Below are 24,603 nucleotides of genomic sequence, written 5' to 3'. Positions count from 1 at the left end.
TCTATCCTTACATCGTACAATCCGGCTTACAATCACAGCTCGGTTCGACGGTTTCTAAATTGGCTAATAATTCGGTGACGAGCGGATAAAACGGACTCGTCTCGTTCAACCGGTAATGAATCCACTGTTTGTCTCGACGTTCTAACAGTAGTCCCGCCTGACGTAACATTTTCAAATGACGGCTAATCGCCGGTTGCGAGATATCGAAACAGTCGACGAAACTACACGCACACTGCTCGCCTGCCTCCATTTGTTTCAGCATCGTCAATCGGGTCGGATCCCCGAGCACCTTGAGCACCTTGCTCAATTCTTCAACGGCATACATCTTCTCCCCACCTTTCATATAACAAATTCGTTATATAACCTGTACGTTATGAAATTACCATAGTTTTATACGTGAAGCAATTGTCATTTTGGACTCAATTCGATATGATGAAACACGTTGAAAATGAACGGATTCCATTATTTTGATTTTCGTGAGACTCGAAAATCAAATCATTATAAATAGAAAGGTGTGTTCTTTTGGAAAGATTGAATACGTTGAAACATGAATGGTTCGGAAATGTCCGGGCCGACATTTTGGCCGGGATCGTCGTCGCCTTGGCGCTCATCCCGGAAGCCATCGCCTTCTCCCTCATCGCGGGAGTCAACCCGATGGTCGGGCTCTATGCCTCCTTTATTATCGCGATGATCATCTCCGTTGCCGGAGGTCGTCCGGCGATGATCTCGGCTGCGACCGGTGCGATGGCGCTCGTCGTCGTCTCGCTTGTCGCCGACCATGGGCTTCAATATTTACTGGCCGCTGGTATTCTGACCGGAATCATCCAAATCGTTCTCGGTTACCTCGGCATCGCCCGTTTGATGAAATTTATCCCGCGTGCCGTTATGGTCGGATTCGTCAACGCGCTCGCCATTTTGATTTTTCAGGCGCAACTCTCTAACTTTGAAGGAGAGAGCTGGATCATCTGGGCAATCGTCGCCGCCTCGCTCGCCATCATCTTCTTGTTCCCACGTGTGACGAAAGCTATTCCGGCACCGCTCGTCGCCATCGTCGTCATGACGGTCCTCGCAATCACGCTTGGACTCGACACGAAAAACATCGGGGATATGGGAACGATCTCAGCGACGCTTCCAGACTTCTTGTTCCCAGACGTGCCATTCACGCTCGAGACACTCATGATCATCTTGCCGTACTCGATTTCACTCGCCTTCGTCGGCTTGATCGAGTCGCTCTTGACGGCTCAAATCGTCGATGACATGACAGGAACGGACTCGAACAAAAACCGCGAATCGCGCGGACAAGGCATTTCGAACATCGTCGCCGGATTCTTCGGTGGGATGCCAGGATGTGCGATGATCGGACAATCGGTCATCAACGTCTCGTCTGGTGCCCGTGGTCGACTCTCGACATTCACAGCCGGACTTGCCCTCTTCATCATGATCATGACGATCAGTGACGTATTGATGCTGATCCCGGTCGGCGCGCTCGTCGGGGTCATGTTCTTCGTCTCGTACGCGACGTTCGATTGGGGTTCGCTCAAAGCGATGCGTACCGCACAAAAGTCGGACACGGTCGTCATGCTCGTCACGGTACTCGTCACCGTCTTCACGCATGACCTCTCTCTCGGAGTGCTCGGTGGAATCTTGACGGCTGCCATCTTGTTCGCCGCTAAAATCTCGAAAATCGACCTCGGTCGAAGCGTCACGTCCGACCGCGCCGACTATACGGTCAACGGACAGCTCTTCTTCGCCTCGACGTCTGAATTCGTCAATCAGTTCGATGTGGCAGAAGACGCGGAAGCGGGGATCAAACACGTCACGATCGATTTTGCGAACACGCATCTGTGGGACGACTCGGCCATCGGCGCCATCGACAAGGTCGTCTTCAAATATCGCGAAGTCGGCATCGAACCCGAATTGCTCAACTTGAACAAAGACTCGGAAAAACTGCTCAACACGCTCGCCCTTCACTTGAAGCAACAAGACGCGAACGCAGGGCACTGATTCACCGTTCCCCCGACTCGTGAAATCACCTATACTAAAAGTAGAATGTGCGAAAGAGGAGGAGTTTTCATGGGAAAGGTATTTTTAGCGGCAGACGGTTCTGCCCACTCGAAACGTGCGCTTGAAAAAGCGATTCAGCTCGCAAAGGCGTCGAATGCATCGATTGACATCGTACACGTCATCAGTGCGAAAGAATCGAAAGAAGCGGCCCTCAATTCGACAGGAAAGATCGACTTGGAGACGAAGCGAAAGCAGATGCTCAAGCCACTGTTCGATTTGACGGAAGCAGAAGGCATTGCCTACGAATACATCGAACTTCGTGGGGAGCCGGACGTCGAGCTCGTCAAATATGCGAACCATGAGCCGTACGAATATGTTGTCGTCGGATCACGCGGATTGAACACGTTCCAAGAGTTCGTGCTCGGTAGCGTGAGTCATAAACTCGCCAAACGTGCTCTCGCTCCTGTCATCATCGTCAAATGATGCATCGTCCTCATCTCCATCGTGAGATGGGGATTTTTTGTGTCACATACAGGGGACATCCTGTACGTGTAGAATGTGTTTAAGAACAGTCTAATTCAAAGGAGGTTCTCACGATGGACATCGTAAACGACCCGAATACCCTTTTTCTCATCTTACTACCCGTTCTGATTTTGCAACTCATCTTACTCGTCGTCGCCTTGATTGACTTGTTCAAACGCGACGTGACGAACGGTCCGAAATGGGTATGGCTTCTCGTCATCGTCTTCATCAACATACTCGGCCCAATCATCTACTTCTTATGGGGGCGGACACCGCGATGAACATCACACATGTAACGAAAAAATTCGGCTCCTTCACGGCGCTCGATGATGTCAGTTTCGAATTACGACCCGGCTGCACGTCCCTCCTTGGGGAAAACGGTGCCGGGAAGACGACGCTTTTGAACTTGCTCGCCCGCGTCACCCACCCGACAAGCGGCGACATGAGTGGACATGAACGCATTCGGATCGGCTATTTGCCTCAGCGCCCGGCCCTCTATCCATCGTTGACACCCGTCGAGACGATTCGGTATGCCGCTGAATTGACGGGGACCAAACATGTCGATCCGATTCAACTATTGAAACGGGTCGGGCTCGAACCGGTCGACCGTCCGGCAACGAACTTATCGGGCGGGATGCGACAGCGACTCGGGATTGCCCAAGCGCTCGTGCATGACCCGGAACTCTTACTGCTCGATGAACCGGTCTCCGCACTCGACCCACGCGGTCGACGAGAAGTGCTTGATCTGTTGAGTGACTTGAAACGTGAGCGGATGATCCTGTACTCGACGCACGTCCTACCGGATGCTGAAGAAGCGAGCGACTGGGTGCTCTTGCTTCGCCAAGGCAAATTGCTTATGGAAGGGACCGTGACCGACCTGCTCGGTTCGAAGTCGACCATCGAGTTGCGTCTCTTTGATGATGAGACGAGTGAAGCAGACTGGGCACAGTTAGAAGGCGTGGCCCGGACAACAAAACGGGGTTCCACGTGGACGTTTGAGTCAACGGACCGGAATCTCGCCGAACGAGCGATTTTGCGGCGCGTCCTGGAACGGAACGTCACCATCCAATCGCTGCACGTCGGGCATCCGTCACTCGAGTCCCTATTCTTGGAGGTGAACGCCTGATGCGTACCGCAATCTTCAAACAGGAATGGCGAGAGTCATGGTCGAACAAACGGCTTATTTGGATTCCAATCGTTCTCATGCTCCTTGCCTCGATGCAACCGCTCACGCTCTATTTCTTACCGGATATCCTCGCCTCCGGCGGCAACTTACCGGACGGCGCCGTCATCGAGCTCCCGACGCCGACACCAGAAGAAGTATTGATTTCAGTCAGTGAACAGCTCCGTCAAATCGGACTTCTCGTCGTCTTGTTGTCGGCGATGCACACGTTCAGTCATGAGCGGACGAACGGGACGCTCGCCTGGCTCAAATCGTTACAGATTCCGACGTCTCGCATCGTCGTCAGCAAATGGGCCCATTACGTCCTCTTGACGGTCGGTGGCCTCTTACTCGCCCAATTAGCGGCGGCGTACTATACGGTCATTCTTTTCGAGCCGTTTGATGTACCCGCATTTCTCGTCTCGACGGCACTTCTCGTCTGTCATTTCGTCGTTCAGCTCTCCATCTTCATTCTCCTCGCTGCCATAATTGAGAGCGGGGTCGTCGCGGTCGTCTTGACGCTCGGTCTCCATTTCGTCATGTCGCTCCTCATCGGATGGGTCGACCTCGATTGGATGCCATGGATGCTCGGTCCACAATCGAGCCAGGCGCTCCTGACCGAAGTGGATCTCGTGTGGCCACTCGTGACGGGAACCGTTGTCGTTCTCCTCTCCCTTTTCGTGGCATCGAAACGACTTCGATTCATGAGTCATTCGGCGTAAACGTCTGACCTCACAAATGATTCATTTGCCACTATCTTCCCTTGGATAAAAATGGTTATATTATTTTATATAGCATTTTTTGAAAATCGGGAGGCTTACTCATATGAAGTGGAAGACAACTACCCTATTTAGTTTAATTGCCGGCACCCTCCTTACCTCTCCCCTTCTGACACATGCGGAAGGTTCATTCCAACAGACGGAGAATGGCATCGTCTATACGTCGAGTGACGGGACGGTCTTGACGGGATGGCAAGAAATCGACGGCCATACATACTATCTGAATGAAGATGGCATGTTCCTCACAGGTTGGCAGGAAATCGAAGGGGCTACCTATTACTTTGAGACAGACGGTCGACTCGTCACGGGTGCTTACGCGATTGACGGCACGACATACACGTTTGACGAGAACGGAAAGCTACTCACCGGCTGGCAGGAACGGGACGGTCTCGTCTACTATTTCGATGAGACCGGTCAACCCGTCACGGGATTCCAGACGATCGCCGGCAAGCGATATTACTTCAACAAGGATGGGGTCCGTCTCTCGGGATGGCAGCAGCTTGGTGACGCCAAGCATTATTTCTTCCCAGACGGCACCATCCGTACAGGGATGTATACGATTGACGGCAAGAAATATTATTTGATGGAGCAAGGGAAGATGGCGACCGGATGGCAGACGATCGGCACACGTCGCTATTACTTCGGGGATGACGGGGTACGTCGCCAAGGACTCGCCCGGATCGGTGACAAGATGTACGGTTTCCATCCCACTTACGGATACCGTCTCGAAGGACTCTATCGCATCAACAATCGACACTATTTGTTCGGAAAATACGGCGACCGCAAGTATGGGCTACAGCGAATCGATGGTGTCATGTATGGGTTCCATCCGACGTACGGGTATCGGTTAGAAGGTGTCCATAAACTAAATGCACGCGTCTATTCATTCGATGCATACGGACGACGCGAGTATGGGTTCCAAACGGTCGATGGGAAGAAGGTCGGATTCCACCCGACCTACGGATACCGGCTACAAGGGAAATTCCGATTGGATGGGAAGACGTATCATTTCCACTCGACGGGTGTCCCCGAGAAAGGATGGAAATATACGACCCAGTACGAGTATTACGCTCCCGCGTTGACGAAGAAGACGGATTGGCAAGCCATCGACGGCAAGTGGTATTACTTTGACACGTATGGAAAGATGTATCAAAACCGTCGTGTCGGCAACGCCTCGTTCGATGCGCGGGGCGCCTATTCTCAGGCACTGTCCATCTATAAGATGAGCGTCCCACTCTATCGTCAGTTCCCGATGGGCTATCCGTCCGGCTGCGAGTTCTTCTCCCTCAAGATGGCGCTTGAAGAGAAAGGTCGTGCCGTCAGCGCCTCGAGCTTATATAACGAGATGCCAAAGAGCATGTGGAACGCACGTTATGAGAACCGTCTCTATCGCTGGGTCGACCCAAACGTCATGTTCACGGGAGATCCGAAAGGGACGCTCGGCAAATATAAGAACTACGGGATTTATCCGAAAGGCATGGTCGGATTCGCCAGCAAATATCGTCCGGTGAAAGACTTGTCCAACCAAGGCCTCGGCTCGATCGAGCGCGAACTGTCGATGGGTAACCCGGTCATCGTCTGGGCGAGCGTCGACTTCAACAAACCGTACGGCTACTTCAACTGGTACACCGCTTCGAACAAGAAGTTCACCGGCTACGTCAACTATCACGTCATGTTGGCAACCGGCTATGACAAATCAAACTTGTATATCAACGACCCATATCGTGGACGCTTGGTCATCCCGAAATCAAAAGTGAGCGCCGTCATGAGCGCGACCGGATGGAAAGCGCTCGCGGTCAGATAAGTAAGAAGGAACGTGCCTTTAATCGAAGGGCACGTTTTTTGTGTGCGATTAGGAGAATAGTACGAAATTAAGAAATATAAATTCCTATTTTTATGATTAAATATTGAAATTTAATTTCTGGATGGTACACTCCTGTTAAGAAATTAAAGCGCTTACATGAATTAAAGGAGGAACTTCTGATGAAAAAATGGATGGGTGGTATGGCCGCGTTGACGATCCTCACGACTTCCATCGTCTGGTTGGATGCCGATGCGAAGTCTGAACCGAAAAAACCAAAGGTCGAACTCGGGGTCGACCGGTTGATGGAAAACCCGGAAATCTTGAAAGGAAAACGGGTCGGACTGATCACGAATCCGACCGGGATCAACGCGGAGAGAACGAGCATCGTCGACCTGTTCGACCAGTCCGATGACTTCGAGTTGACGGCATTGTACGGACCAGAGCATGGCGTTCGGGGAGATGCCCAAGCCGGGTCGACCGTCAGCTCTTACATCGATGACGTGACGGGATTGCCCGTATATAGTCTATATGGTGCCACGAAGAAACCGACGGCTGAGATGCTACAAGATGTCGACGTGCTCGTCTTTGACATCCAGGATGTCGGGACACGCTACTATACGTATATCTATACGATGGCGTATGCGATGGAAGCCGCTGCCGAGAACGATATTCCGTTCGTCGTCCTCGACCGTCCGAACCCACAAGGTGGGCTTCGCGTCGACGGTCCGGTGCTCGACCCGGACTACTCCAGCTTCATCGGTCTCTATCCGATTCCATTAAAGCATGGGATGACCGTCGGAGAACTCGCGCAACTGTTCAACACCGAGTATCAGATTCAAGCCGACCTCGAAGTCGTCAAAATGAAAGGATGGAAACGTTCGATGATGTATGAGGACACGGGCCTCCCGTTCGTCATGCCGTCCCCGAACATGCCGACGACCGACACGGTCAACGTCTACCCTGCGACCGGATTGTTTGAAGGGACGAACCTATCCGAGGGTCGCGGGACGACGAAACCGTTTCAGCTGATCGGCGCGCCGTATATAAAAGCGCATGACTATGCGAATAAGCTGAACGAACTCGAGTTGCCGGGTGTCGCCTTCCGGGCCGCCTCGTTCACTCCGACGTTCTCCAAGCATGCGGGCAAACTGACGCACGGGGTTGAGGTGTATGTCACCGACCCGGTTCGATTCGAATCGACGCGAACCGGGATCGCGATGATTCAAACGGCTCATGACATGTATCCGGACGACTTCGAATTTTTAGCGAACGACTTACTTCATCACGAAACTGACAGGAAACGCCTACGTGAAAGACATGATTCTCGAGGGAGCCCCGCTTAAAGACATCCTTTCGAAAATCGAGAACGAGCGGGACGCCTTCCTCCCGATTCGAAAAGAGTATTTGCTGTATAAATGACGCGAGGATGGGCTCACGAAGAGTCCATCCTTTTTGTAATGAAATGGTAAAACCAAAAATCACCCAAACAATATAGAATATAGGGAGTCCCACAAAAGGAGTCGATTCCATTGAAGAAGCATCTCTCTCTACTACTCACCATCATTCTGACACTCGGTGTGATCGGGTCGCCCTTCTCTATCAACCGCGTCCAAGCCTATTATGAGACGTCGATCAACACAACCGGTTACGTGACCAACATTAGTCAACTCAATGTCCGGCAGTCGCCTTCTTTGAGCGCGAAACGACTTGCACTCATTCCGCGAGACGGTTCGATGCGTGTCCGAACATCGTTCCAATTGGACGGTGTGCGCTGGTATAAGATTCAATGGGGCAGCGGCTACGCTTATCTGCCCGCCAAGTATGTCCGCTTGTCCACTGCCGAGGTGAAATTTACGAAACCGACGTACGTCAAACCGTCGAGCGTTTATTTAAAATCACGTCCGCTCACGACTTCTTCGAACGTCAAGTTCGTCCGGCAGGGTACAGAACTTGAGACTGTGTCATATCGCTATACCGGCACATCACGATGGTACAAGGTGCGCTACGGTTCATACACCGGTTACATCCTCGCCAACCATGTCAGCTTCACGTCGCCCGTCAATGTGTTGACCGAGACGAACAAAGAACGAGATGCTGCCGGCCTCTCTCTTCTCGCCGCTTCGAGTGAGGCGAACCGTGTCGCTCAAGTCCGTGCCGATGAGATGGCGCGTACGGGTCAATTCTCACACACGCTCAAGGAGAACGGCACACCCGGGGACACGTTAGACGCTTACCGTGTCCTATATCGGGGCTGGGGAGAGAACATCTATAAAGGATCGAGCGACCCGGTCCGGGCGGTCGATGCGTGGATGAACAGTAGTGGTCATCGTGCGAACATCTTGAATGCGAATTATACGCACCTCGGGATCGGCAAAGCGACCGATGCCCAAGGGTCGACCATCCATGTTCAAATCTTTTTAACGAAATAACCGCTGAAGGGACAGTCACGTCGTGGCTGTCTTTTTGTTCGGCAAAACAAAAAGCGGATTTGCATCCGCTCTTGAACCTGACACTCCTTATATCTCATGCTCTTTCACGAGCACACGAAAACGCGGTCGGACGGTCAATTCGATTGACGTCACGGTCCGCTTTCGATCTTCAGCTAGGACGATCAATAACTCTGCGTGGTCTCGCCGGTCTTCTAAAATCTCGACCTTGCTGACGGTACGGAGCAGTTGATAATATACAAGCTCCCCGTCCCCACCTTTAATATTGATTTCAAACTCGTGATAGCTCGGGGATATTTTAAAGTAGAACGTCTCTCCATGCTTATTCGTGAAACGAAAAATCGACTCATCATAATAGAACGGGAGTGTCGAATCCATTCGTTTCGGTTCGACTGTACAAAACGCAGAAAGCACGATTTCGTCTGGGAACAATGCCCCCTCTTGTTTATTGAATTGCCATCCTTTCATCCAAATCCCTCATTTCGACACTATAATTATCTGAATAATTAGATTATTGCACATTTCATGCGTTCCGGACAGGTAAATTCGTGACAATCCTCGAACACCTTTGTGTAGAACGAGGAATATTTCATATGCGAAAGGAGTATCACGATGTTCATTATCTCGCTCGACCATGTCACGAAACGGTTCGGGGATACGATCGCCTTGAACGACCTCAGTCTGAACGTGCAAGCAGGCGAACTGTTCGGGTTGCTCGGACCGAATGGTGCCGGGAAGACGACCGCCATTTCGGTCATGTTGAATCTGTACGAGGCGGACTCCGGTTCGATTCACATTTTTGGAAAAGCGATGCCAAAAGACGAACTGGCCATCAAACGCCGCGTCGGGATCGTGCCGCAACACGTCTCCGTCTATGACCAGCTGACCGTCTATGAGAACATCCAATTTTTTGCGGAGCTGTATGGCTTCAGTCCGAAAGAAGCGAAACAAAAGACCGAGGCCGCGCTCCACTTCGTCGAGCTCGATGCCCATCAAAAGAAACGCCCGCCCGAACTGTCCGGCGGTCTCCTCCGTCGCCTCAATATCGCCTGTGGCATCGTCCATGAACCCGAACTCATCTTCATGGATGAACCGACCGTCGCCATCGATCCGCAGTCGCGAAATACCATTCTAGAGAACATCCGCGAACTGAACCGCCGCGGTGCCACCATCATCTACACGTCTCATTACATGGAAGAAGTCGAACTCCTCTGCGACCGGATCGCCATCGTCGATGAAGGAAAGATCATCGCCGAAGGGACGCAGGACGAACTGAAAGACCGTGTCATGACGCTCGAGACGGCCCGGATCAAAGTCGATGCGCTCACACCTCACTTGCTCGAACGACTCGATGCACTCGACCACGTTCAAAAAGTGGAGTATGAAGAGCCGTACATCGAGGTGTCGTTAGACAAGGACACGCCGCTCGCCCCGCTCCTTGAGACGCTCCATCAAGAACATGTCCATTTCACTTCCATCACGGTCGACCGTCCTTCCCTCAATACCGTCTTTTTGGCATTGACGGGGAAGACGCTTCGGGAATAGGAGGGGCGTCATGTGGACCTTCATCAAATATGATGTAAAACAGCGACTACGGGACCGAGCCACCCTCTTTTGGATGCTCATCTTTCCGCTCATCCTCATCTTTGGACTAGGGACGATGCTGTCGGCCGTCTTCAGTGACACGTTCAAACTTCCGGTCACGAACGTCGCCTACGTCGAATCGTCGACCGACCAGTATCGCGAGCCACTCGAGGCCTTTTTAAAAGAAGAAGACATTCAAGCTTTCATCCGACTCGTTCCATACGCTGACCTCCCATCTGCCGAACAAGGTGTGAACGATGGCGATGCCGATGTCATCTTGCAACTCGATGGACCTGACATCACACTCTTCTATGAGGAACCGACGACGGTCGAGTTCGACGTCCTCGATGCCATCCTCGGTCAGTATACAGCCATCGCCAATCAACAGATCACACTCGCTGAAGCAGGCGTGTCGGCCCCATATGTGAATGAGGCTTGGCTCGATACGGAAAGTGTCGACTTGGCAGGACGTACCCCGACCTCGCTCGAGTATTTCACCGTCACGATTTCAATCATGACGGCATTGTTCGGGTCGTTTTATATCACATCGATGGCACGAGAAGAGCAACCGAATACAGGCAGTTACTTACGCATCCAAGCGGCCCCAGTCCGAACGGTCGAGTATCGACTCGCGCGGACGTTCAGTCGCTACGTCATCATCTTGTTGCAGCTCATCCTCTTGTTTTGGTTCAGCCATTTCGTCTATCGCACATTCGACTTGGCGAACGTACAGTTCGGCTATCTGATTCTGTCTTGGTTCGCCTTGACCGCGTACGGGGTCGCCATCGGATTTCTGATTGTCAACTTGCCGAAGTTGAGCGCGACGACAAAGGATGCGATCGTCAACGGCTTCGTTGCCATCCTCATGATTCTATCCGGTGGCTACGTCCCCGGTTTTGACCAAGTGACGCTGAACTACGCGCCCTGGGCCGCCTACGTGTTCATGCCAATCTTTATGCGGGACGGGATGCTAGCCGTGCTCCTGCGGGAAGGGGACATGAATCTGTATTGGCAAAGCCTCGGATTGCTCGGGATTCATCTCCTTGTCTTGATCGCATTCAGCTACATTCTCTCGAAAGGAGTGAAGCGTCATGGTACTCATTAGACATGTGGCCAAACGGATGCTTCGAAAGAAAGGACTGTGGGTGTTCACCTTCGTGTCGATGTTCGGTTTCGCGCTCATCCTCTCCTTCGTCGGTGGTACGTCCAGTTTGAACGCATCCATCGGGATTGTCGACCGGGATGGTGGACTCCTCGCCGAACGTCTCATTGACGAGGCCGAACGATTTGGTCGGGTCACATTGCTCGAATCGAGCACGGAGGATGTCTTGTTAGAAGGAGAAGATATCGTCCTCATCATTCCAGAAGACTTCACGGAACAGGCGTTCACAGGAGACATGCCTCGCCTCTCCTTCTCTGCGATCGCCGGGAGTGATGCCTCGTTGATCGAGCAGGCGCTGAACGGTCATCTGTCCCGCGAACGTCAACTGCTCGAAGCGAGCAACTATGAGGAAGCGACGTTCGAAGAGCTCGCATCCATTGAGACGGCGAACGGTTACACACTTTCAAGTGAACCTTTTCAGGAAAGTGTCGCCACGACCGCTCGGACACAAGCCTTCTTCGGTCTATTGTCGTTCATCATGATGTCGACCTTTCTCCAGTTCATCCCCATGTTTGTCGCAGACGACCGGGACGAGAAGATTTATGCGCGGTTGTTTGCCTCACCGGTGACACCACGGCGTTACTTCGCCTCCCTGCTCCTCGCCTTTTATCTCGTCGGCTTCGTCTACGTGATGCTGTTGATTGGTGTGAGCCTCGCTCTATATGGTCAGGACGTATGGACACATCTTCCGACCGTGTTCGCCTTGTTTTCTTCCTATTTGCTCGTCTGTCTGGCACTCGGTGGTCTCATCGCCGTCTTTGCGACGAATCGGGAGAAGGCGAACATCTTTCAAATCTCGGTCACGATGGCATCCGCTATCACCGGTGGGGCATTCATCAGCCTCCTTTGGTTACCGGATTCATTGAAACTCGTCGGTCGTTTCTTGCCGACCTATTGGTTAAATAACGGTGTCATCACGATGTATGAGGGACAGTTCCCGTTCCTCTCCATCCTTGTCATGATCGGCATGACCGGCATCGTCTTCCTCTTCACCATCCTCGTGTTGAAGAAACGACCCCTGACCGTTTGAAAAAGCGAGTCCCCCACATTCAGGAGGACTCGCTTGTTTATTGTTGAAGTGTCGGCACGACTTTTTCAAAGAAGACGTCGACGAGCGTCGGATCGAACTGTTTCCCTGCCTCTTGTTTGATGATGGCAAGTGCCTCGTCAATCGTCTTCGCTTGTCGATACGGTCGCCCCGTCACCATGACATCGAACGTATCGGCGACGGCGATAATTCGCGAGGCGAGCGGGATGTCATAATCACTCAAGCCTTTCGGATAGCCTTTCCCGTCCCATCGTTCATGGTGCGCCAAGACAATTTCCGATAAGGCGACATATTCGGGTACGGTACTTAAAATATTGTAACTGATTTCCGGGTGGCGTTTGATTTCATACCATTCCGATTCGGTCAGCTCGCCCGGTTTATCCAAAATATCGTTGCTGATTGCTACTTTTCCTATGTCATGGAGAATAGCGGCCGTTCGAATCTCATTCACTTCAGCATTCGTGAAGCCCATCGCTTCTGCCAGTTGCCCCGCTAAATTGGCGACTCGTTGAGAATGCGCTTCTTCTCGTGGAATCTTCTCATACAGCGTGCGCATGATGATTTGAATGGAATGGTGGCGTCGACTCTGCTTTTCAGAAACCTTGTGGTGATACATCCGATCTTCCGCTAAATTGAACACCTCGGTCAATTCGACATTCGAGTCATGTTTGACCGCTTCACCGAATGATGCGGAAATCGGTAATCCTTCAACCGTCTGCTCGTGGAAGAGACGACCGAGACGATCCGACAGCTGTTTCGCCTCATCGAGCGTCGTATTCGGAGAGATCACGACGAACTCATCGCCTCCGACTCGTGCCACTTCATCTTTCGCGCGCAATTCATTTCGCAAAATATTCGCCGCTTCGACGAGCAACTGATCCCCGACCAAGTGTCCGAACGCATCGTTCGTGAGCTTCAACCCATTGATATCGATGACGATGAGTGTGAGCGGATAAAAGTGGTCATCATCATAGCGCTCCAACGCCTCTTCAAAGTAACGTCGGTTTTTGATACCCGTCAATTGATCGTGATAACTGAGATACTCAATCTCTTTCTCATATGTTTTTTTCTCCGTGACATCTCCGATATAACCGTGCCACAACACGTGACCATCCGCAATCTTCTCCGGACGAGATGACCCGAGAATCCAGACGGTTCGTCCGTCCTCGGTCAAGACGCGAAACTCAGCATCCCAAATCGTCAAGTTGCGATAGGACTCATCAATCGACTGCATGACAAGCGGATAATCATCCGGGTGGATCCGTCGGAAGACAAGACTCGCGTCCGTCTGTACCTCTTCTGCCGAAATCCCCAGCATATCTTCAAAGCCTCGGCTAAAGAATGGAAAGTTGAAACTTCCATCAGGCAATAATTCGAATTGATAGATGGCACCCGGGATTTGATCGGACAATTTCGTCAAAAGCCGATCTCGGTCTGCCAACTTTTCTTCTAACTGAACTCGGTCCGTCACGTCTTTCGCGACCGCATAAATATAATTCCCTTGAAGTTTGCAATGCCACTCGATCGATCGATACGCATCGTCGATCGTCCGGAAACGGTTGATGAAGCGGAACAACTCGCCACGTTCCTCAAGTTCCATAAACGCTGCTTCCGTGATGGTATCATCATCCGGGTGAACTAGACTAAGAAAGTCGATATTCTCCAGCTCATCAAGTGAAAACCCTAAAATTCGTTCCCATGCATCGTTCAAATGGAGCACTTGTCGTGTGTTGAAGGCCATGATGCACTCCAAGTCGAGGGTCGCGAATCCACCAAACATCGATTTTTTCGTCTCTCCGATTTGATGATCGGCTTTCGTCAATTGCTCAAGGACGTGGACGAGATATAACTCTACGAGCCCTAGCCGATTGGCGACCTTCCCTTTTTCCATCACAATCGTCAAGTCTCCGTATAAAATACCGTCTTTCTCGATTTTGAAGAGAACGACTTCTCCAAGCGAGAAAATTCGAAGTAGATTTTTGACGAGACGTGTTGGAAGCGCACCATCAATAAGTGGACCAATCCCATCAAAGACACGAGGATTTGATTGTTTGAACAGGTCACGACGTTGGTCCGTCATTGGCCACTTCTTCCCGACTGGATGAAATCCAAGAATGTCGAGGCTTCTCTCTAACATCTCATCGATTCCTGATAATGCCACTGTCGTATACGATTCGCCATCCGCATCCATCAAATTGAGAGCGACCGCCTTCGCTCCAGTGAAGTCACGAATCTGATCAAGAAATTGTTGATTCATTAACAAGTCACTACCCGTCGAGACGAAGCGATGCGATACGTTGACGAGCTGTTTTAACGCATTGTTCTCTTGGACGTGTGGCGTGATGTCGTGAAACATGACGGACACAAACCCCGTTCGTTGGCTAAACACAGACATCTCGAACCAACATTTATTACGGCGGGAATAGTGTTCAAACGTCACGGTGCCGCCATCACTGACGACGTGTGCCACTTGAATCATCCATTCCCGCTCGCTATATTCAAAGTCTTTTAGGGCGCTTGACACTTTTTTTCCGATGAAGTGTTTTCGCTTCCCTTTCATGATCTTCTCAAAGGCAGGATTCACTTCAAAGAATTCATAGTCAATCGGCTCCGAAGCGTCGTCGTAAATCACTTTAAACTCGACGTAGCCTTGGGGCATATAACGCAACAATGTATCGTATGAAGAATGAATGGGGTTTGTCACGTCACTTCCTCCTCAGCAAATAAAATCTCCACTTAGTTTACCTCATTTGTGATAGATTCCCTATTTTTTCCGAACTCATTCCCAACTTTTGATTTAAAGTTTTCGTAAACTGCATGCTCTTTCCTTGTCCCAGTTCCTATCTTTTGTTAGACTGATTTCGAAAACCGATATCGGATTTCGATATTAAGGAGATGACACGTATGGAAGACCGCGTCTTGCGGAAACTGTTTCTCGGATTCATCCACATCCACATTTTGCACCACGCCGCGGAACACCCCGTGTACGGAGCATGGATGGTCGATGAGCTTCGGGAGCACGGGTACGAAATCAGCGCCGGGACGCTCTACCCGATCTTGCACGGGATGGAGAAAGACGGGCTCTTGATTCGTGAAAATGAGACGGTCGATGGACACGTTCGCAAAAACTACGTGACGACCGAAAAAGGACTTTCTGTGTTGGCGGAAGCCCGTCAAAAGGCATACGAGTTATTCAAAGAAATTAAGGAGTGAAGATATGACGACACAACGTGTGACGTTCAAGACGTTACTAGAGATTTTATTCGTTTCAACGAGGCTCGGTCTCACCTCATTCGGTGGGCCGGTCGCCCACCTCGGTTACTTCCACGAGGAATATGTGAGACGACGCAAATGGATGGATGAGAAAGCTTACGCCGACCTCGTCGCCTTATGCCAATTCTTGCCCGGACCGGCGAGTTCACAGGTCGGGATCGGGATCGGGATTGTCCGCGGTGGCATATTAGGTGGGATCACTTCATTTATCGGCTTCACAACGCCGTCGGTCGTTGCCCTCATCCTATTCGCTTTATTGTTATCCGGACTCGACGTCTCCGATGCAGGCTGGTTATACGGCTTAAAAGTCGTTGCCGTCGCTATCGTCGCCCATGCCATCTTAGGGATGGCGAGTAAACTGACACCTGATACAAAGACACGAACGATTGCCTTTTTTGCCTTGGCAGGCGTCCTACTCTGGCAAACAACGTTCAGTCAGGTATTGTTCATTCTCCTCGCGGCCTTCGCAGGATTCCTGATGTTCAAGCCGGACCGTCTCGATACGAAATCGAGTGCGTTCCCGATTTCGAAACGTCTCGGGACCGTTCTGCTGTCGATTTTTGGGGCACTTCTCGTCATCTTACCGATTTTACGGGAGACGTTTGAGAATCAGACGATTGCCTTGTTCGATAGCTTTTACCGGGCCGGTGCCCTCGTCTTCGGCGGCGGACATGTGGTCTTGCCACTACTAGAACGAGAACTTGTACCAGCTGGTTTCTTGAGTGAAGAAGCCTTCCTTGCAGGATACGGTGCCGCTCAGGCCGTTCCTGGTCCGCTTTTCACGTTCGCTTCTTATCTTGGAACTGTGATTAATGGTGTGCCGGGTGGCATCCTTGCGACGGTCGCCATTTTCTTGCCGGCCTTCTTGCTCATCCTTGGGGCACTTCCGTTTTGGGACGCGCTCCGTCATAACCCGAAAGTCGCTGGCGCCCTCATCGGTGTCAACGCGGCGGTCGTTGGGATTTTGATTGCGGCATTCTACAGCCCGATCTTCACGAGTACCGTCAACGATGCGGTCGACTTCGTGTTCGCTGCCTTCCTGTTCGTGATGATTGCTTATTGGAAGTTACCACCGTGGGCACTCGTCATCGCCGGGGTACTCGGTGGAACGTTGATTAATCTGATGTAAGGTGCAAGGGACCTCGTGTCCCTTTTTTTATTGGATTTTTACGTCATTTGATTGTTAATCTTTTGAAACCATTCCCTCCTCCACGCTCGTTATACTGAAGAATGGATTCAAAAATAAGGGAAATGTCCGCTTTACTAGAAAGGAAGTGGGGGCATGCAACCACTCAAACATACAACGTATATGCCTGGTCTCGACGGCTTGCGCACGTTCGCCGTCTTGGCTGTGATTTTATATCATTTAAATGTACCTTACATACCCGGGGGATTCCTCGGTGTCGATGTCTTCTTCGTCCTGTCCGGTTACTTGATTACCGGCATCTTGATTCGCGAATGGACGAAGACCGGCACAATCAATTTGAAAAAGTTCTACATCGCGCGTTTCCGTCGTTTGTTGCCGGCACTCGTCTTGATGCTGTCGGTCGTGATGACGTATGTGACGCTGTTTGACCGCTCCTTGCTCGATACGGTGCGCCAAGATTCACTGGCGGCACTCGCCTATGTGAACAACTGGTGGTATATCTTTCACGAAGTCTCCTACTTCGAGAGTTTCGGAAAGCCATCACCGCTTCAAAATCTATGGTCTCTCTCCATCGAAGAACAGTTTTATGCGTTCTGGCCGTTGCTCCTACTCGTCGGTCTCGCGTTCCGGAAGCGATTGCTTCAACTGCTCGCTGCGCTTCTATTCGTCTCCGCCGCCTGGATGGCGTTCCGATATGTCCCGGAAGCCGATCCGAGCCGCGTCTACTACGGGACCGACACGCGATTGTTCGGTCTGCTCATGGGAGCCGTCCTCGCCTTCGGTTGGCGTCCGGACACGTTTAAAGAAACGATCCCGCATATCGGACGCCACATTTTGAACTGGACCGGCGCCGTTTCGCTCATCGTCATCGTCGGGATCATCAGTAACGTCAACGCCTACGATGCATTCCTCTATTATGGAGGTTTCTTGCTCGTCGCTTTCCTATCCGCCCTATTGATTGCCGCTGTCGCCCATCCGGCGACCATTTGGTCACGACTGTTTGGAAGCGTTTGGCTTCGCGTGATCGGTACACGGACGTATGGGATTTACTTGTGGCACTATCCGGTCATCATTCTATCGACACCGCTCGATCGACTCGGGACGTTCTCGCCACTTCTTTCCGTCGGGCAAGTGGCGTTGACGCTTTTGATCGCCGAGTTGTCGTATCGCTTCGTCGAGACACCGATTCGTCGAAACGGATTCAAACAAGCGTTCCGTCAGCTCGTCTCAACACCGACGCACCCGAACGCGCGCTTTGCCGCCACGGCATGTGCGACCGCACTCTCACTCGTTCTCGTTGGGAATTTGACCATCCTGGCGTTCTCTGAGTCGAAGCCGGTCGAAGATGAAATTCCTGTCGTGAAAGTACCGATGCCAAAAGACGAGACAAAGGACGTTCCGAAAGAATCGGAATCCAAGGAAACAGAGGAAGTCCCGTCTGAAGATCAATCGACAGAAGAAAACAAAGCACCAACTGAAAAACCAGAAGAACGAACATGTCCACCGGCTCTCGCGATTGGCGACTCGGTCATGCTCGGATTGAACGAATATTTGGCAGATGCTTTCCCGAATATGAAAATCGACGCCCAAATCGGACGTCAAGTTCGCGATGCGATTCCAGTTGCCTCTCAGTACCAATCGTATAATGCTCCAGGTCACGTCGTGTTCCTCCATCTCGGAACGAACGGTGCCTTCAAAATGGAGCAACTCGAGACGTTGCTCAAGCAGTTCGAACGAGCAGATGAAATCTATTTGATCAACACACGTGTCCCACGTCCATGGGAGAGTGAGGTCAATAAAAAACTCGCTCGGGCCAGTGAGCTTCATGAGAACGTATCCCTCATCGATTGGCATGAACGCTCAATCGGAAAGGAAGCGTACTTCGAAAGTGACGGGGTCCATTTAAATATTAAGGGCGCCGAAGCGTTTGGCCACGTACTGAACGAAGAAATCGGTTGTCAACCAAACTAGGCTCTTGCGAGTGCAAGAGCCTAGTTTTTTTCTTTCCTAAATACGTAACGTCCCAACAACTTCACATACGCCAACATTTCACGAATCATATATCGCCCTTTCGCAAGCGGTGGGGTCGGTGCATACAAAGCATCACTCTCGAGCTGAAAGTACAGTCTCGCAATCAGACGAGCGCGCGGCACATGAAAATCATTTGTCACGATCGTCACACCGGATGCTCCGTCCCAAATTGAGCGGCTATGCTCAAAGTTCTCGATTGTCGACGTCGATGTCGCTTCCGCATGAATCCGTGTTGCATCGATTCCTTGCGCCATCAGTTCTCGTTCAATGACACGCGCCTCCGCCATCCCTTCATCTGGTCCTTGACCGCCAGTTGCGATCAGTTCGACATGAGGATGTGCCTTCGCATAGGCGGCAGCCACGTCAATTCGATGTTGGAGCGCCCGGGATGGTCGTATCCCATTCACTTTCGCCCCAAGGATGATGAGGAACCGATATGTTCCAGTCGCATTTTTTCTCATGTTGTCACCCCGCCTTCGTACGTTCTTTCCTAACTTTACTCAAACAAAGAAATGATTGCACGAATCCGCTCTTTTTTACAATTTCAAGTAAATATATTTACATAAATATGAAAATAACATTTGAAATATCCAAAAATTGTTTTATGATAAGGGAGGTAAGACTTCTTGAGGGAGGACTGGTGAACCATGACAGATTCAGATAAGTGGTTATCCACCCGCTTCTTGTATACACGCGATGCACGACTGTTTGCAGAGATTGAGGTTGTCGAGCTCGACCCGACTCACTATAAGTTCGTGATTCATCCGACACCGCTTGGCGCCGGGGAATCTCCTTATATGCGACAAGGTCCGTTAGACTCAGACCATCTCCCCTCTGCCTTTTCCGATGTGAGCCGTGTGTATTCGAGACAGCTGGATTGCTTGCGTGCCGCGACACGTCTCGTCTCTTCGATTGGACCAGCTCGCTTCACAGCACATTGACCAAAAGAACGGAGTCGCACAGTTGCGACTCCGTTCTTTCTTATTGCTTCGACAATTTGACGATGATTGGAATCGGTTGATTGATTCCTTGATATTTCGCCTGTAGAACAACCAAGTGGTCTTGCTGATCACGTTTAATCGTCACGTTATAACCTTCTTGTTGTGTTTATTCGGTTTCGTCGGACAATCGCTGAAGGGCTAATCGTAACTGACTGATCTCAGCAGACTGCTCCGATTGAATCGCACGAAGTTCATCAAGGTGTCGCTTGGTCGTCTCGAGCTCCTCGCGCATAGCTTCCAGTCGTTGCTCCCGATCCGCTAATTTCCACGAACAGAGCCGATTCGCGCGACGAGCATGCAGTTGGTCGTAACGAACGTGTGGATAACGAGCCACCAAATCGATTTCCTCGACTCCCTCTTGTCTCACCTCTTCGAGCAGATCAAGGAGAAGCCGTTGCGCCGCTTCATCACGGAAATGTTCATCCACGAGTGCGGCCGAGAAACGTGCGAGCTCTCGTCTCGTCGTCTCATCCATCAATTCGAGGATGGCATCACCGATTCGACCCGATGTGTATCCATCGTATTTCGTCCCGATGCCACCAAAGTTCGTACTCGCAATATCTTGCCACGTCGAAGGTGTGACCAGCCCCTGATAACTTTTGCTCCCGACGGCGATGGTCGGTTTGCCGACCGCCATCCCTTCTAGCGCAGAGCGCCCTGGGGCGATGACGAAATCGGCACGACGCATCACTTCGGGTAAATCGTCTTGCTCGACCCAACCAAGCCAGTCCATCGTCTGACTGGTCCCTTCAAGCGCTTCCTCATAACGTGATGCGTATTTTTCCCGTTGTGTCCCGTCCCCGACAATGAGCCAATCAATCGGTAAAGACTTGATCCGCTCGTCTTCTAGCGCATCCAAAAAGACATCTAAAATGAACAGTTTGTCCGCATCTAGTCGCGAGGTGAATAGACCCGTCACGCGCTCTGACGACACGCTCGTCACATCCGGGACGAATGCATCATCGACTCCATTCGGAATGACGATGAGCTTCGATTCGATGGCCGGACAGTGCTCCACGAGATGGGTCGCGATCCGTTCCGAGACGGCGATCACTCGCGAGACGCTCGTATGATACTGCTCAATCTCATCATAATACATCCCATGGATGACGAGGACGAACGGGATGCCGTGTGTCTCTGCCACCGCTAGGCCGACCTGTCGTGAATCGAACGGATGGGCATACACCAGATCGAAGGATTGTGTCACTACCACATCGATCACACGGGTGACGTCCTCATTGGAATAATCGGTTCGTATGACCTGCCCACCGAGCGCCTCTACCTCTTTGGCAAAGGGACCTGGCTTACAGACGACGGTCACCTCATGACCCTCTCGAATAAGCACTTTCACAGATGAGAGAATGTGTCGATGAAGCCCACCCATCGCGGAGTGGAAGAATACCGGTAGCAATACGTTCATGAAGCGCACCTGCCTTTTCGAAGGAATTGCGTTCGATCACAGACCTTCTTGATACATCGACCCGAGTCCTGTGATTCGGTCATTGTGTAAGAACAGAACCGCATCGACATCGTTCTCTTCCGCATATTCCGCGATGCTGACATCGTAGTCATCGAGATAGCGAACGTCGATTGCCGATACCGTCCCGAACGACTCGCCAAGGTAGCCGAGTACCGGGTTCGCATAAGAATCTTTCAACACGAGGAGATGATCGTCATTTTTCGGATTCTCCTGCGTGATTTTCGCGAGGGCGTAGTTGTCACCCATGAACAAGTTGTAGTAGTTCGTGAAGTCGTCCGTGTTGTTCAACACGTCTTTGTCGAGGACGCCATGTCCACAGTCATCCCCGTTTCGACAGACCGTCGTCGTGAATCCGTCTTTCGGTTCGAGATACGTGAACGTGTCCGCCGATTCGACATACGGCATCGAGATTTCCCGGGCATGAGACCCGTAAAACGTCCCGTCGACCGTCTTCACGTCCATCTCATCCGCGGTCAACACCGGTGCATCCGGGAACTGCTCGCTTAAGCGGTCCATGATTTGACCGTATGCGAGAAATGCCCCTTCCGCTCGCCAGTGGTGATCGGTTTTGAAATAGATATCCTCACCCGGTTCGTCACCGAGCGTCTCCTCCAAGTCGATGAGCGGGATGTCATTCTCTTCGATCCGCTCATGTAACTCGTCACGATTCTCCGCATCCGCCGACTCGATGTAATCCGGGAAGATGTTTTGTCGCGTCGCATAGACCGGCTTACTCGGTGCCGAGGCGAAGTAAGACGGGATGCCGGCATCATCCATCTCTTTTTTGAATTCTTTGAAGAATACACCGAGCGAAGAATACTGACTTTCGTTCGCATCCGGACCGTATAAGAACCCATCGATGCTGATGACGCCGTTATTCATCTGTTGTTGCAGCACGTTCAGTTGCACCCAGGCCTGCGTTTCAATCCACAGGTTTCGCTCAAACACCTGGTCGTTCGCCGACGCCTCGAACTCCTCCATGTACGACCCATTTAAAATCGTTTCGATGGATAGCTCAGGACGCTTCGCCAACATGCGTCCCTCGGTGGCCGAGCTTTCCTGCTCGTTACCGAAGGCATAAACGGCAAGTCCATAAAAGATGGTGCCAAGGAAGCCGAGCAAAAGGATACTGTTGACCACCCAAGAGAGGCGCCGTCCTTTCGAACGGACTTGTTCGCTTTTGGTTTGTTGTTCCATTGTCAGCCCTCCTTAGAACCGGAAATAAATAAACGGATTGAATGTACTCGAGACGACGTACGAAATCGAGATGCCGAAAATGAGCAAGATATAAGCTGCTCGGGCAAGACCTGCGCTCGCGGCAAGAACCGGACGTTCCGAGTCCACCTCGTGGCGCAAGAAATGAGCGACCAGCATCTTCGGAAGCGGTGTGGCAGCAATCATCGCCAACAGAAGAACCGTTCCGTATTGGACGAGATAGAAGTATGCCGTTTGATCGAACACTTCACCGCCGTGTAAGCCGAACATGACTTGCAGATAGTCAATCGCGTACGTGAAGTTATCGGCACGGAAGAATACCCAACCGATGACGACGACGAATAATGTGAACACATGCGCGAGCCATGCCGGCCACGCAGCGAGCCATTTCCCGAGAAATGCCCGTTCGAACATGATGAAGATCCCGTAATAGAGACCCCAGGCGATAAATGTCCAACTCGCCCCGTGCCATACGCCAGTCAATAACCAGACGATGGTCAAGTTGCGATACGTCTTCCATGGGCCTTGACGATTCCCGCCGAGCGGGATGTACACGTAGTCTCGGAACCAACTTCCGAGCGAGATGTGCCAACGACGCCAAAACTCAGACACCGATTTCGAAATATACGGATAATTGAAGTTCTCAAGGAAATGGAACCCAAACATCCGACCAAGACCGATGGCCATATCCGAATAACCGGAGAAATCAAAATAAATTTGGAGCGAGTAGGCGATGATTCCAATCCAGGCGAGTGTCGTCGACAGGTCCCCCGCCGATTGACTGAACACTTGGTCGGCCACATAACCACAACTGTTCGCCAAAATCATCTTCTTCCCTAGACCGATGACGAAACGTTGGATCCCAGAGACAAAGTCATCAATCGTCTCACGGCGGTCCACGATCTCATCTGCGACCGTTTGGTAACGGACGATCGGTCCGGCAATCAATTGCGGGAAGAACGAGACGTAAAGTGCCAAGTCGAACAAGTTCTTCTGGAGACGCCCATCGTTCCGATACACATCGATGACGTAACTCATCGCTTGGAACGTGAAGAATGAAATCCCGAGTGGTAGCGGGATCTCCGGGTCATTCAGCGAGAAGCCGAACACCGAGTTGACGTTCTCGACGAAGAAACTCGCATACTTGAAGACCCCAAGCATCCCGAGGTTTCCGAGAAGCATGAGCGCCATCGTCCATTTGATTTTCTTCGCATCGTCCCGATACTTATCGACCATAAAGCCGAAGAAGTAATTCATGACGATTGAAGCGAGCATGATGAGGACGAAACGTGGTTCACCCCATGCGTAGAAGAACAAACTTGAAACGAGTAGAATCGTATTCTTCAGCCAGCGTGGTGACACGAAGTACAACAACAGCACGACCGGCAAGAAATAAAATAGAAATACCGTGGAACTAAATAACATACCGAATGGTCCCTTTCTCCCTTAAGACTTGCTCCGTTCAGCGGAACGTTACATAGAGGTCATCGAATCGTACTGTGATCGGGTCAAGCGTCTCGACGATGTATTTGTACGACATCTTGAAATACTTGGCGCCTTCCATCTGTTTCACGACTTCTTCAATCGGATTCATCCCCGGATTCAACGTGAGCGAGAAACGTTTGTTCGAAAGACGTTCCTCATCTGAGTACTGCATGACGTACAGTTCAAATCGAACGGTGCGATCGCCTTCGACATAAACGGCAGTCTTCATTTCCATCTCGTCCCCTTCATCCATCTTGGCGTCTGCCAAAAAGATTTTTGACGGTGGAATCTCAAACTTCAAATCAAACAATTGGACGTAAATCGAGTCCGTTAACGCTTGTGGTAAAAATGTGACTTCTGTCTTGTATTCTTCTTCGCGCATCGACATATGGTTTTTATGCGGTCCGCGCGGATAGTAATGATAAATCGCCGGACGAATTCGCTTCGTTGACATACAAG

The 24,603-nt window shown here is 51.3% G+C and carries 22 protein-coding genes and 1 pseudogene; 15 read left to right on the top strand and 8 right to left on the bottom strand.

The annotated features are described in order from the left end of the window. Positions 1 to 7: 7 nt before the first annotated feature. A complete protein-coding gene (locus tag KNO70_RS02650; RefSeq protein WP_214683709.1) occupies positions 8 to 325 on the bottom strand; it encodes an ArsR/SmtB family transcription factor in 318 nt (105 codons plus the stop codon). 197 nt (positions 326 to 522) lie between these two features. Here KNO70_RS02650 and KNO70_RS02645 point away from each other — a divergent pair, with 197 nt between their 5' ends. The 8 genes and pseudogenes from KNO70_RS02645 to KNO70_RS02610 all read left to right on the top strand — a co-directional run bounded on the left by KNO70_RS02645 (position 523) and on the right by KNO70_RS02610 (position 8,700). Then, entirely contained in the window at positions 523 to 2,004 is a 1,482-nt protein-coding gene (locus KNO70_RS02645) for a SulP family inorganic anion transporter (RefSeq protein ID WP_047794989.1), read from the top strand. Between the two features lie 69 nt (positions 2,005 to 2,073). Further along, on the top strand, positions 2,074 to 2,487 hold the full coding sequence (locus tag KNO70_RS02640; RefSeq protein ID WP_047794988.1) for a universal stress protein: 414 nt from the start codon (positions 2,074 to 2,076) through the stop codon (positions 2,485 to 2,487). Positions 2,488 to 2,600: 113 nt separating this feature from the next. Then, positions 2,601 to 2,807: a PLD nuclease N-terminal domain-containing protein gene (locus KNO70_RS02635; protein WP_031422647.1), complete on the top strand. Its 207-nt coding sequence runs from the start codon at positions 2,601 to 2,603 to the stop codon at positions 2,805 to 2,807. After that, positions 2,804 to 3,652 carry an ABC transporter ATP-binding protein gene (locus tag KNO70_RS02630; RefSeq protein ID WP_214811175.1) on the top strand — a complete coding sequence of 283 codons (849 nt, stop codon included), beginning with the start codon at positions 2,804 to 2,806 and terminating at the stop codon, positions 3,650 to 3,652. The genes KNO70_RS02635 and KNO70_RS02630 overlap by 4 nt, the downstream gene beginning before the upstream one ends. Continuing rightward, entirely contained in the window at positions 3,652 to 4,410 is a 759-nt protein-coding gene (locus KNO70_RS02625; protein ID WP_214811172.1) for an ABC transporter permease, read from the top strand. The genes KNO70_RS02630 and KNO70_RS02625 overlap by 1 nt, the downstream gene beginning before the upstream one ends. A 103-nt stretch (positions 4,411 to 4,513) precedes the next feature. Then, entirely contained in the window at positions 4,514 to 6,271 is a 1,758-nt protein-coding gene (locus KNO70_RS02620; protein ID WP_214811169.1) for a C39 family peptidase, read from the top strand. Positions 6,272 to 6,462: 191 nt separating this feature from the next. Continuing rightward, a pseudogene (locus KNO70_RS02615) lies at positions 6,463 to 7,690 on the top strand (exo-beta-N-acetylmuramidase NamZ family protein). A gap of 110 nt (positions 7,691 to 7,800) precedes the next feature. Then, the gene (locus tag KNO70_RS02610) at positions 7,801 to 8,700 is read left to right on the top strand and encodes a CAP domain-containing protein (protein ID WP_214757786.1); all 900 of its coding nucleotides are present in this window, start codon (positions 7,801 to 7,803) and stop codon (positions 8,698 to 8,700) included. A gap of 87 nt (positions 8,701 to 8,787) precedes the next feature. On the opposite strand, the gene KNO70_RS02605 is transcribed toward KNO70_RS02610, so the two are convergent. Then, positions 8,788 to 9,186 carry a hypothetical protein gene (locus KNO70_RS02605; RefSeq protein ID WP_159562802.1) on the bottom strand — a complete coding sequence of 133 codons (399 nt, stop codon included), beginning with the start codon at positions 9,184 to 9,186 and terminating at the stop codon, positions 8,788 to 8,790. Between the two features lie 144 nt (positions 9,187 to 9,330). Between KNO70_RS02605 and KNO70_RS02600 the strand changes: the two genes are divergently transcribed. The 3 genes from KNO70_RS02600 to KNO70_RS02590 are packed head-to-tail and all read left to right on the top strand — an operon-like array spanning position 9,331 to position 12,494. After that, positions 9,331 to 10,263, top strand: a complete 933-nt coding sequence (locus tag KNO70_RS02600; protein WP_214683703.1) for an ABC transporter ATP-binding protein — start codon at positions 9,331 to 9,333, stop codon at positions 10,261 to 10,263. 10 nt (positions 10,264 to 10,273) lie between these two features. After that, positions 10,274 to 11,407, top strand: a complete 1,134-nt coding sequence (locus KNO70_RS02595) for an ABC transporter permease (RefSeq protein WP_214811167.1) — start codon at positions 10,274 to 10,276, stop codon at positions 11,405 to 11,407. Next, positions 11,394 to 12,494: an ABC transporter permease gene (locus KNO70_RS02590; protein ID WP_214757790.1), complete on the top strand. Its 1,101-nt coding sequence runs from the start codon at positions 11,394 to 11,396 to the stop codon at positions 12,492 to 12,494. The genes KNO70_RS02595 and KNO70_RS02590 overlap by 14 nt, the downstream gene beginning before the upstream one ends. A gap of 37 nt (positions 12,495 to 12,531) precedes the next feature. Here the strand turns inward: KNO70_RS02590 and KNO70_RS02585 are convergent, their stop codons facing one another. Further along, positions 12,532 to 15,216: an HD domain-containing phosphohydrolase gene (locus KNO70_RS02585; RefSeq protein WP_214811165.1), complete on the bottom strand. Its 2,685-nt coding sequence runs from the start codon at positions 15,214 to 15,216 to the stop codon at positions 12,532 to 12,534. Positions 15,217 to 15,416: 200 nt separating this feature from the next. Here KNO70_RS02585 and KNO70_RS02580 point away from each other — a divergent pair, with 200 nt between their 5' ends. The 3 genes from KNO70_RS02580 (at position 15,417) to KNO70_RS02570 (ending at position 18,903) form a co-directional block, all read left to right on the top strand. After that, complete coding sequence (locus KNO70_RS02580) at positions 15,417 to 15,725, top strand: PadR family transcriptional regulator (RefSeq protein WP_031422630.1); 309 nt, start codon at positions 15,417 to 15,419, stop codon at positions 15,723 to 15,725. Between the two features lie 4 nt (positions 15,726 to 15,729). Next, positions 15,730 to 16,914, top strand: a complete 1,185-nt coding sequence (gene chrA / locus KNO70_RS02575) for a chromate efflux transporter (RefSeq protein ID WP_214811155.1) — start codon at positions 15,730 to 15,732, stop codon at positions 16,912 to 16,914. A 153-nt stretch (positions 16,915 to 17,067) separates the two neighbouring features. Continuing rightward, a complete protein-coding gene (locus KNO70_RS02570; RefSeq protein WP_214811153.1) occupies positions 17,068 to 18,903 on the top strand; it encodes an acyltransferase family protein in 1,836 nt (611 codons plus the stop codon). Positions 18,904 to 18,923: 20 nt separating this feature from the next. Here KNO70_RS02570 and KNO70_RS02565 read toward each other — a convergent pair whose 3' ends face one another. Beyond that, positions 18,924 to 19,424, bottom strand: a complete 501-nt coding sequence (locus KNO70_RS02565) for a YdcF family protein (RefSeq protein WP_214811151.1) — start codon at positions 19,422 to 19,424, stop codon at positions 18,924 to 18,926. A gap of 186 nt (positions 19,425 to 19,610) precedes the next feature. Between KNO70_RS02565 and KNO70_RS02560 the strand changes: the two genes are divergently transcribed. After that, the gene (locus KNO70_RS02560; protein ID WP_012727102.1) at positions 19,611 to 19,904 is read left to right on the top strand and encodes a hypothetical protein; all 294 of its coding nucleotides are present in this window, start codon (positions 19,611 to 19,613) and stop codon (positions 19,902 to 19,904) included. A 166-nt stretch (positions 19,905 to 20,070) separates the two neighbouring features. Here the strand turns inward: KNO70_RS02560 and KNO70_RS02555 are convergent, their stop codons facing one another. The 4 genes from KNO70_RS02555 to KNO70_RS02540 are packed head-to-tail and all read right to left on the bottom strand — an operon-like array spanning position 20,071 to position 24,598. Next, complete coding sequence (locus KNO70_RS02555; protein ID WP_214730358.1) at positions 20,071 to 21,384, bottom strand: glycosyltransferase family 4 protein; 1,314 nt, start codon at positions 21,382 to 21,384, stop codon at positions 20,071 to 20,073. Between the two features lie 36 nt (positions 21,385 to 21,420). Further along, entirely contained in the window at positions 21,421 to 22,641 is a 1,221-nt protein-coding gene (locus tag KNO70_RS02550) for a DHHW family protein (protein ID WP_214730357.1), read from the bottom strand. A 12-nt stretch (positions 22,642 to 22,653) separates the two neighbouring features. Next, positions 22,654 to 24,084: an MBOAT family O-acyltransferase gene (locus tag KNO70_RS02545; RefSeq protein WP_078147452.1), complete on the bottom strand. Its 1,431-nt coding sequence runs from the start codon at positions 24,082 to 24,084 to the stop codon at positions 22,654 to 22,656. Between the two features lie 37 nt (positions 24,085 to 24,121). After that, positions 24,122 to 24,598, bottom strand: coding sequence for a hypothetical protein (locus KNO70_RS02540; RefSeq protein WP_012727107.1), 477 nt, complete (start codon positions 24,596 to 24,598; stop codon positions 24,122 to 24,124). Positions 24,599 to 24,603: the final 5 nt, after the last annotated feature.

The sequence above is a fragment of the Exiguobacterium sp. s181 genome, from assembly GCF_018617125.1.
Classification (GTDB): domain Bacteria; phylum Bacillota; class Bacilli; order Exiguobacteriales; family Exiguobacteriaceae; genus Exiguobacterium; species Exiguobacterium profundum.
Note: the sequence above shows the minus strand (reverse complement) of the source record. Positions and strands in the feature narration are given on the sequence as shown.

Excerpts from the sequence above, each read along its gene's own strand:
- KNO70_RS02625 (WP_214811172.1), top strand. The coding sequence starts at position 3,652 with ATGCGTACCGCAATCTTCAAACAGGAATGGCGAGAGTCATGGTCGAAC.
- KNO70_RS02630 (WP_214811175.1), top strand. The coding sequence starts at position 2,804 with ATGAACATCACACATGTAACGAAAAAATTCGGCTCCTTCACGGCGCTC.
- KNO70_RS02580 (WP_031422630.1), top strand. The coding sequence starts at position 15,417 with ATGGAAGACCGCGTCTTGCGGAAACTGTTTCTCGGATTCATCCACATC.
- KNO70_RS02650 (WP_214683709.1), bottom strand. The coding sequence starts at position 325 with ATGTATGCCGTTGAAGAATTGAGCAAGGTGCTCAAGGTGCTCGGGGAT.
- KNO70_RS02590 (WP_214757790.1), top strand. The coding sequence starts at position 11,394 with ATGGTACTCATTAGACATGTGGCCAAACGGATGCTTCGAAAGAAAGGA.
- KNO70_RS02600 (WP_214683703.1), top strand. The coding sequence starts at position 9,331 with ATGTTCATTATCTCGCTCGACCATGTCACGAAACGGTTCGGGGATACG.
- KNO70_RS02550 (WP_214730357.1), bottom strand. The coding sequence starts at position 22,641 with ATGGAACAACAAACCAAAAGCGAACAAGTCCGTTCGAAAGGACGGCGC.
- KNO70_RS02635 (WP_031422647.1), top strand. The coding sequence starts at position 2,601 with ATGGACATCGTAAACGACCCGAATACCCTTTTTCTCATCTTACTACCC.
- KNO70_RS02565 (WP_214811151.1), bottom strand. The coding sequence starts at position 19,424 with ATGAGAAAAAATGCGACTGGAACATATCGGTTCCTCATCATCCTTGGG.
- KNO70_RS02545 (WP_078147452.1), bottom strand. The coding sequence starts at position 24,084 with ATGTTATTTAGTTCCACGGTATTTCTATTTTATTTCTTGCCGGTCGTG.
- chrA (WP_214811155.1), top strand. The coding sequence starts at position 15,730 with ATGACGACACAACGTGTGACGTTCAAGACGTTACTAGAGATTTTATTC.
- KNO70_RS02555 (WP_214730358.1), bottom strand. The coding sequence starts at position 21,384 with ATGAACGTATTGCTACCGGTATTCTTCCACTCCGCGATGGGTGGGCTT.
- KNO70_RS02605 (WP_159562802.1), bottom strand. The coding sequence starts at position 9,186 with ATGAAAGGATGGCAATTCAATAAACAAGAGGGGGCATTGTTCCCAGAC.
- KNO70_RS02540 (WP_012727107.1), bottom strand. The coding sequence starts at position 24,598 with ATGTCAACGAAGCGAATTCGTCCGGCGATTTATCATTACTATCCGCGC.
- KNO70_RS02640 (WP_047794988.1), top strand. The coding sequence starts at position 2,074 with ATGGGAAAGGTATTTTTAGCGGCAGACGGTTCTGCCCACTCGAAACGT.
- KNO70_RS02560 (WP_012727102.1), top strand. The coding sequence starts at position 19,611 with ATGACAGATTCAGATAAGTGGTTATCCACCCGCTTCTTGTATACACGC.
- KNO70_RS02570 (WP_214811153.1), top strand. The coding sequence starts at position 17,068 with ATGCAACCACTCAAACATACAACGTATATGCCTGGTCTCGACGGCTTG.
- KNO70_RS02595 (WP_214811167.1), top strand. The coding sequence starts at position 10,274 with ATGTGGACCTTCATCAAATATGATGTAAAACAGCGACTACGGGACCGA.
- KNO70_RS02620 (WP_214811169.1), top strand. The coding sequence starts at position 4,514 with ATGAAGTGGAAGACAACTACCCTATTTAGTTTAATTGCCGGCACCCTC.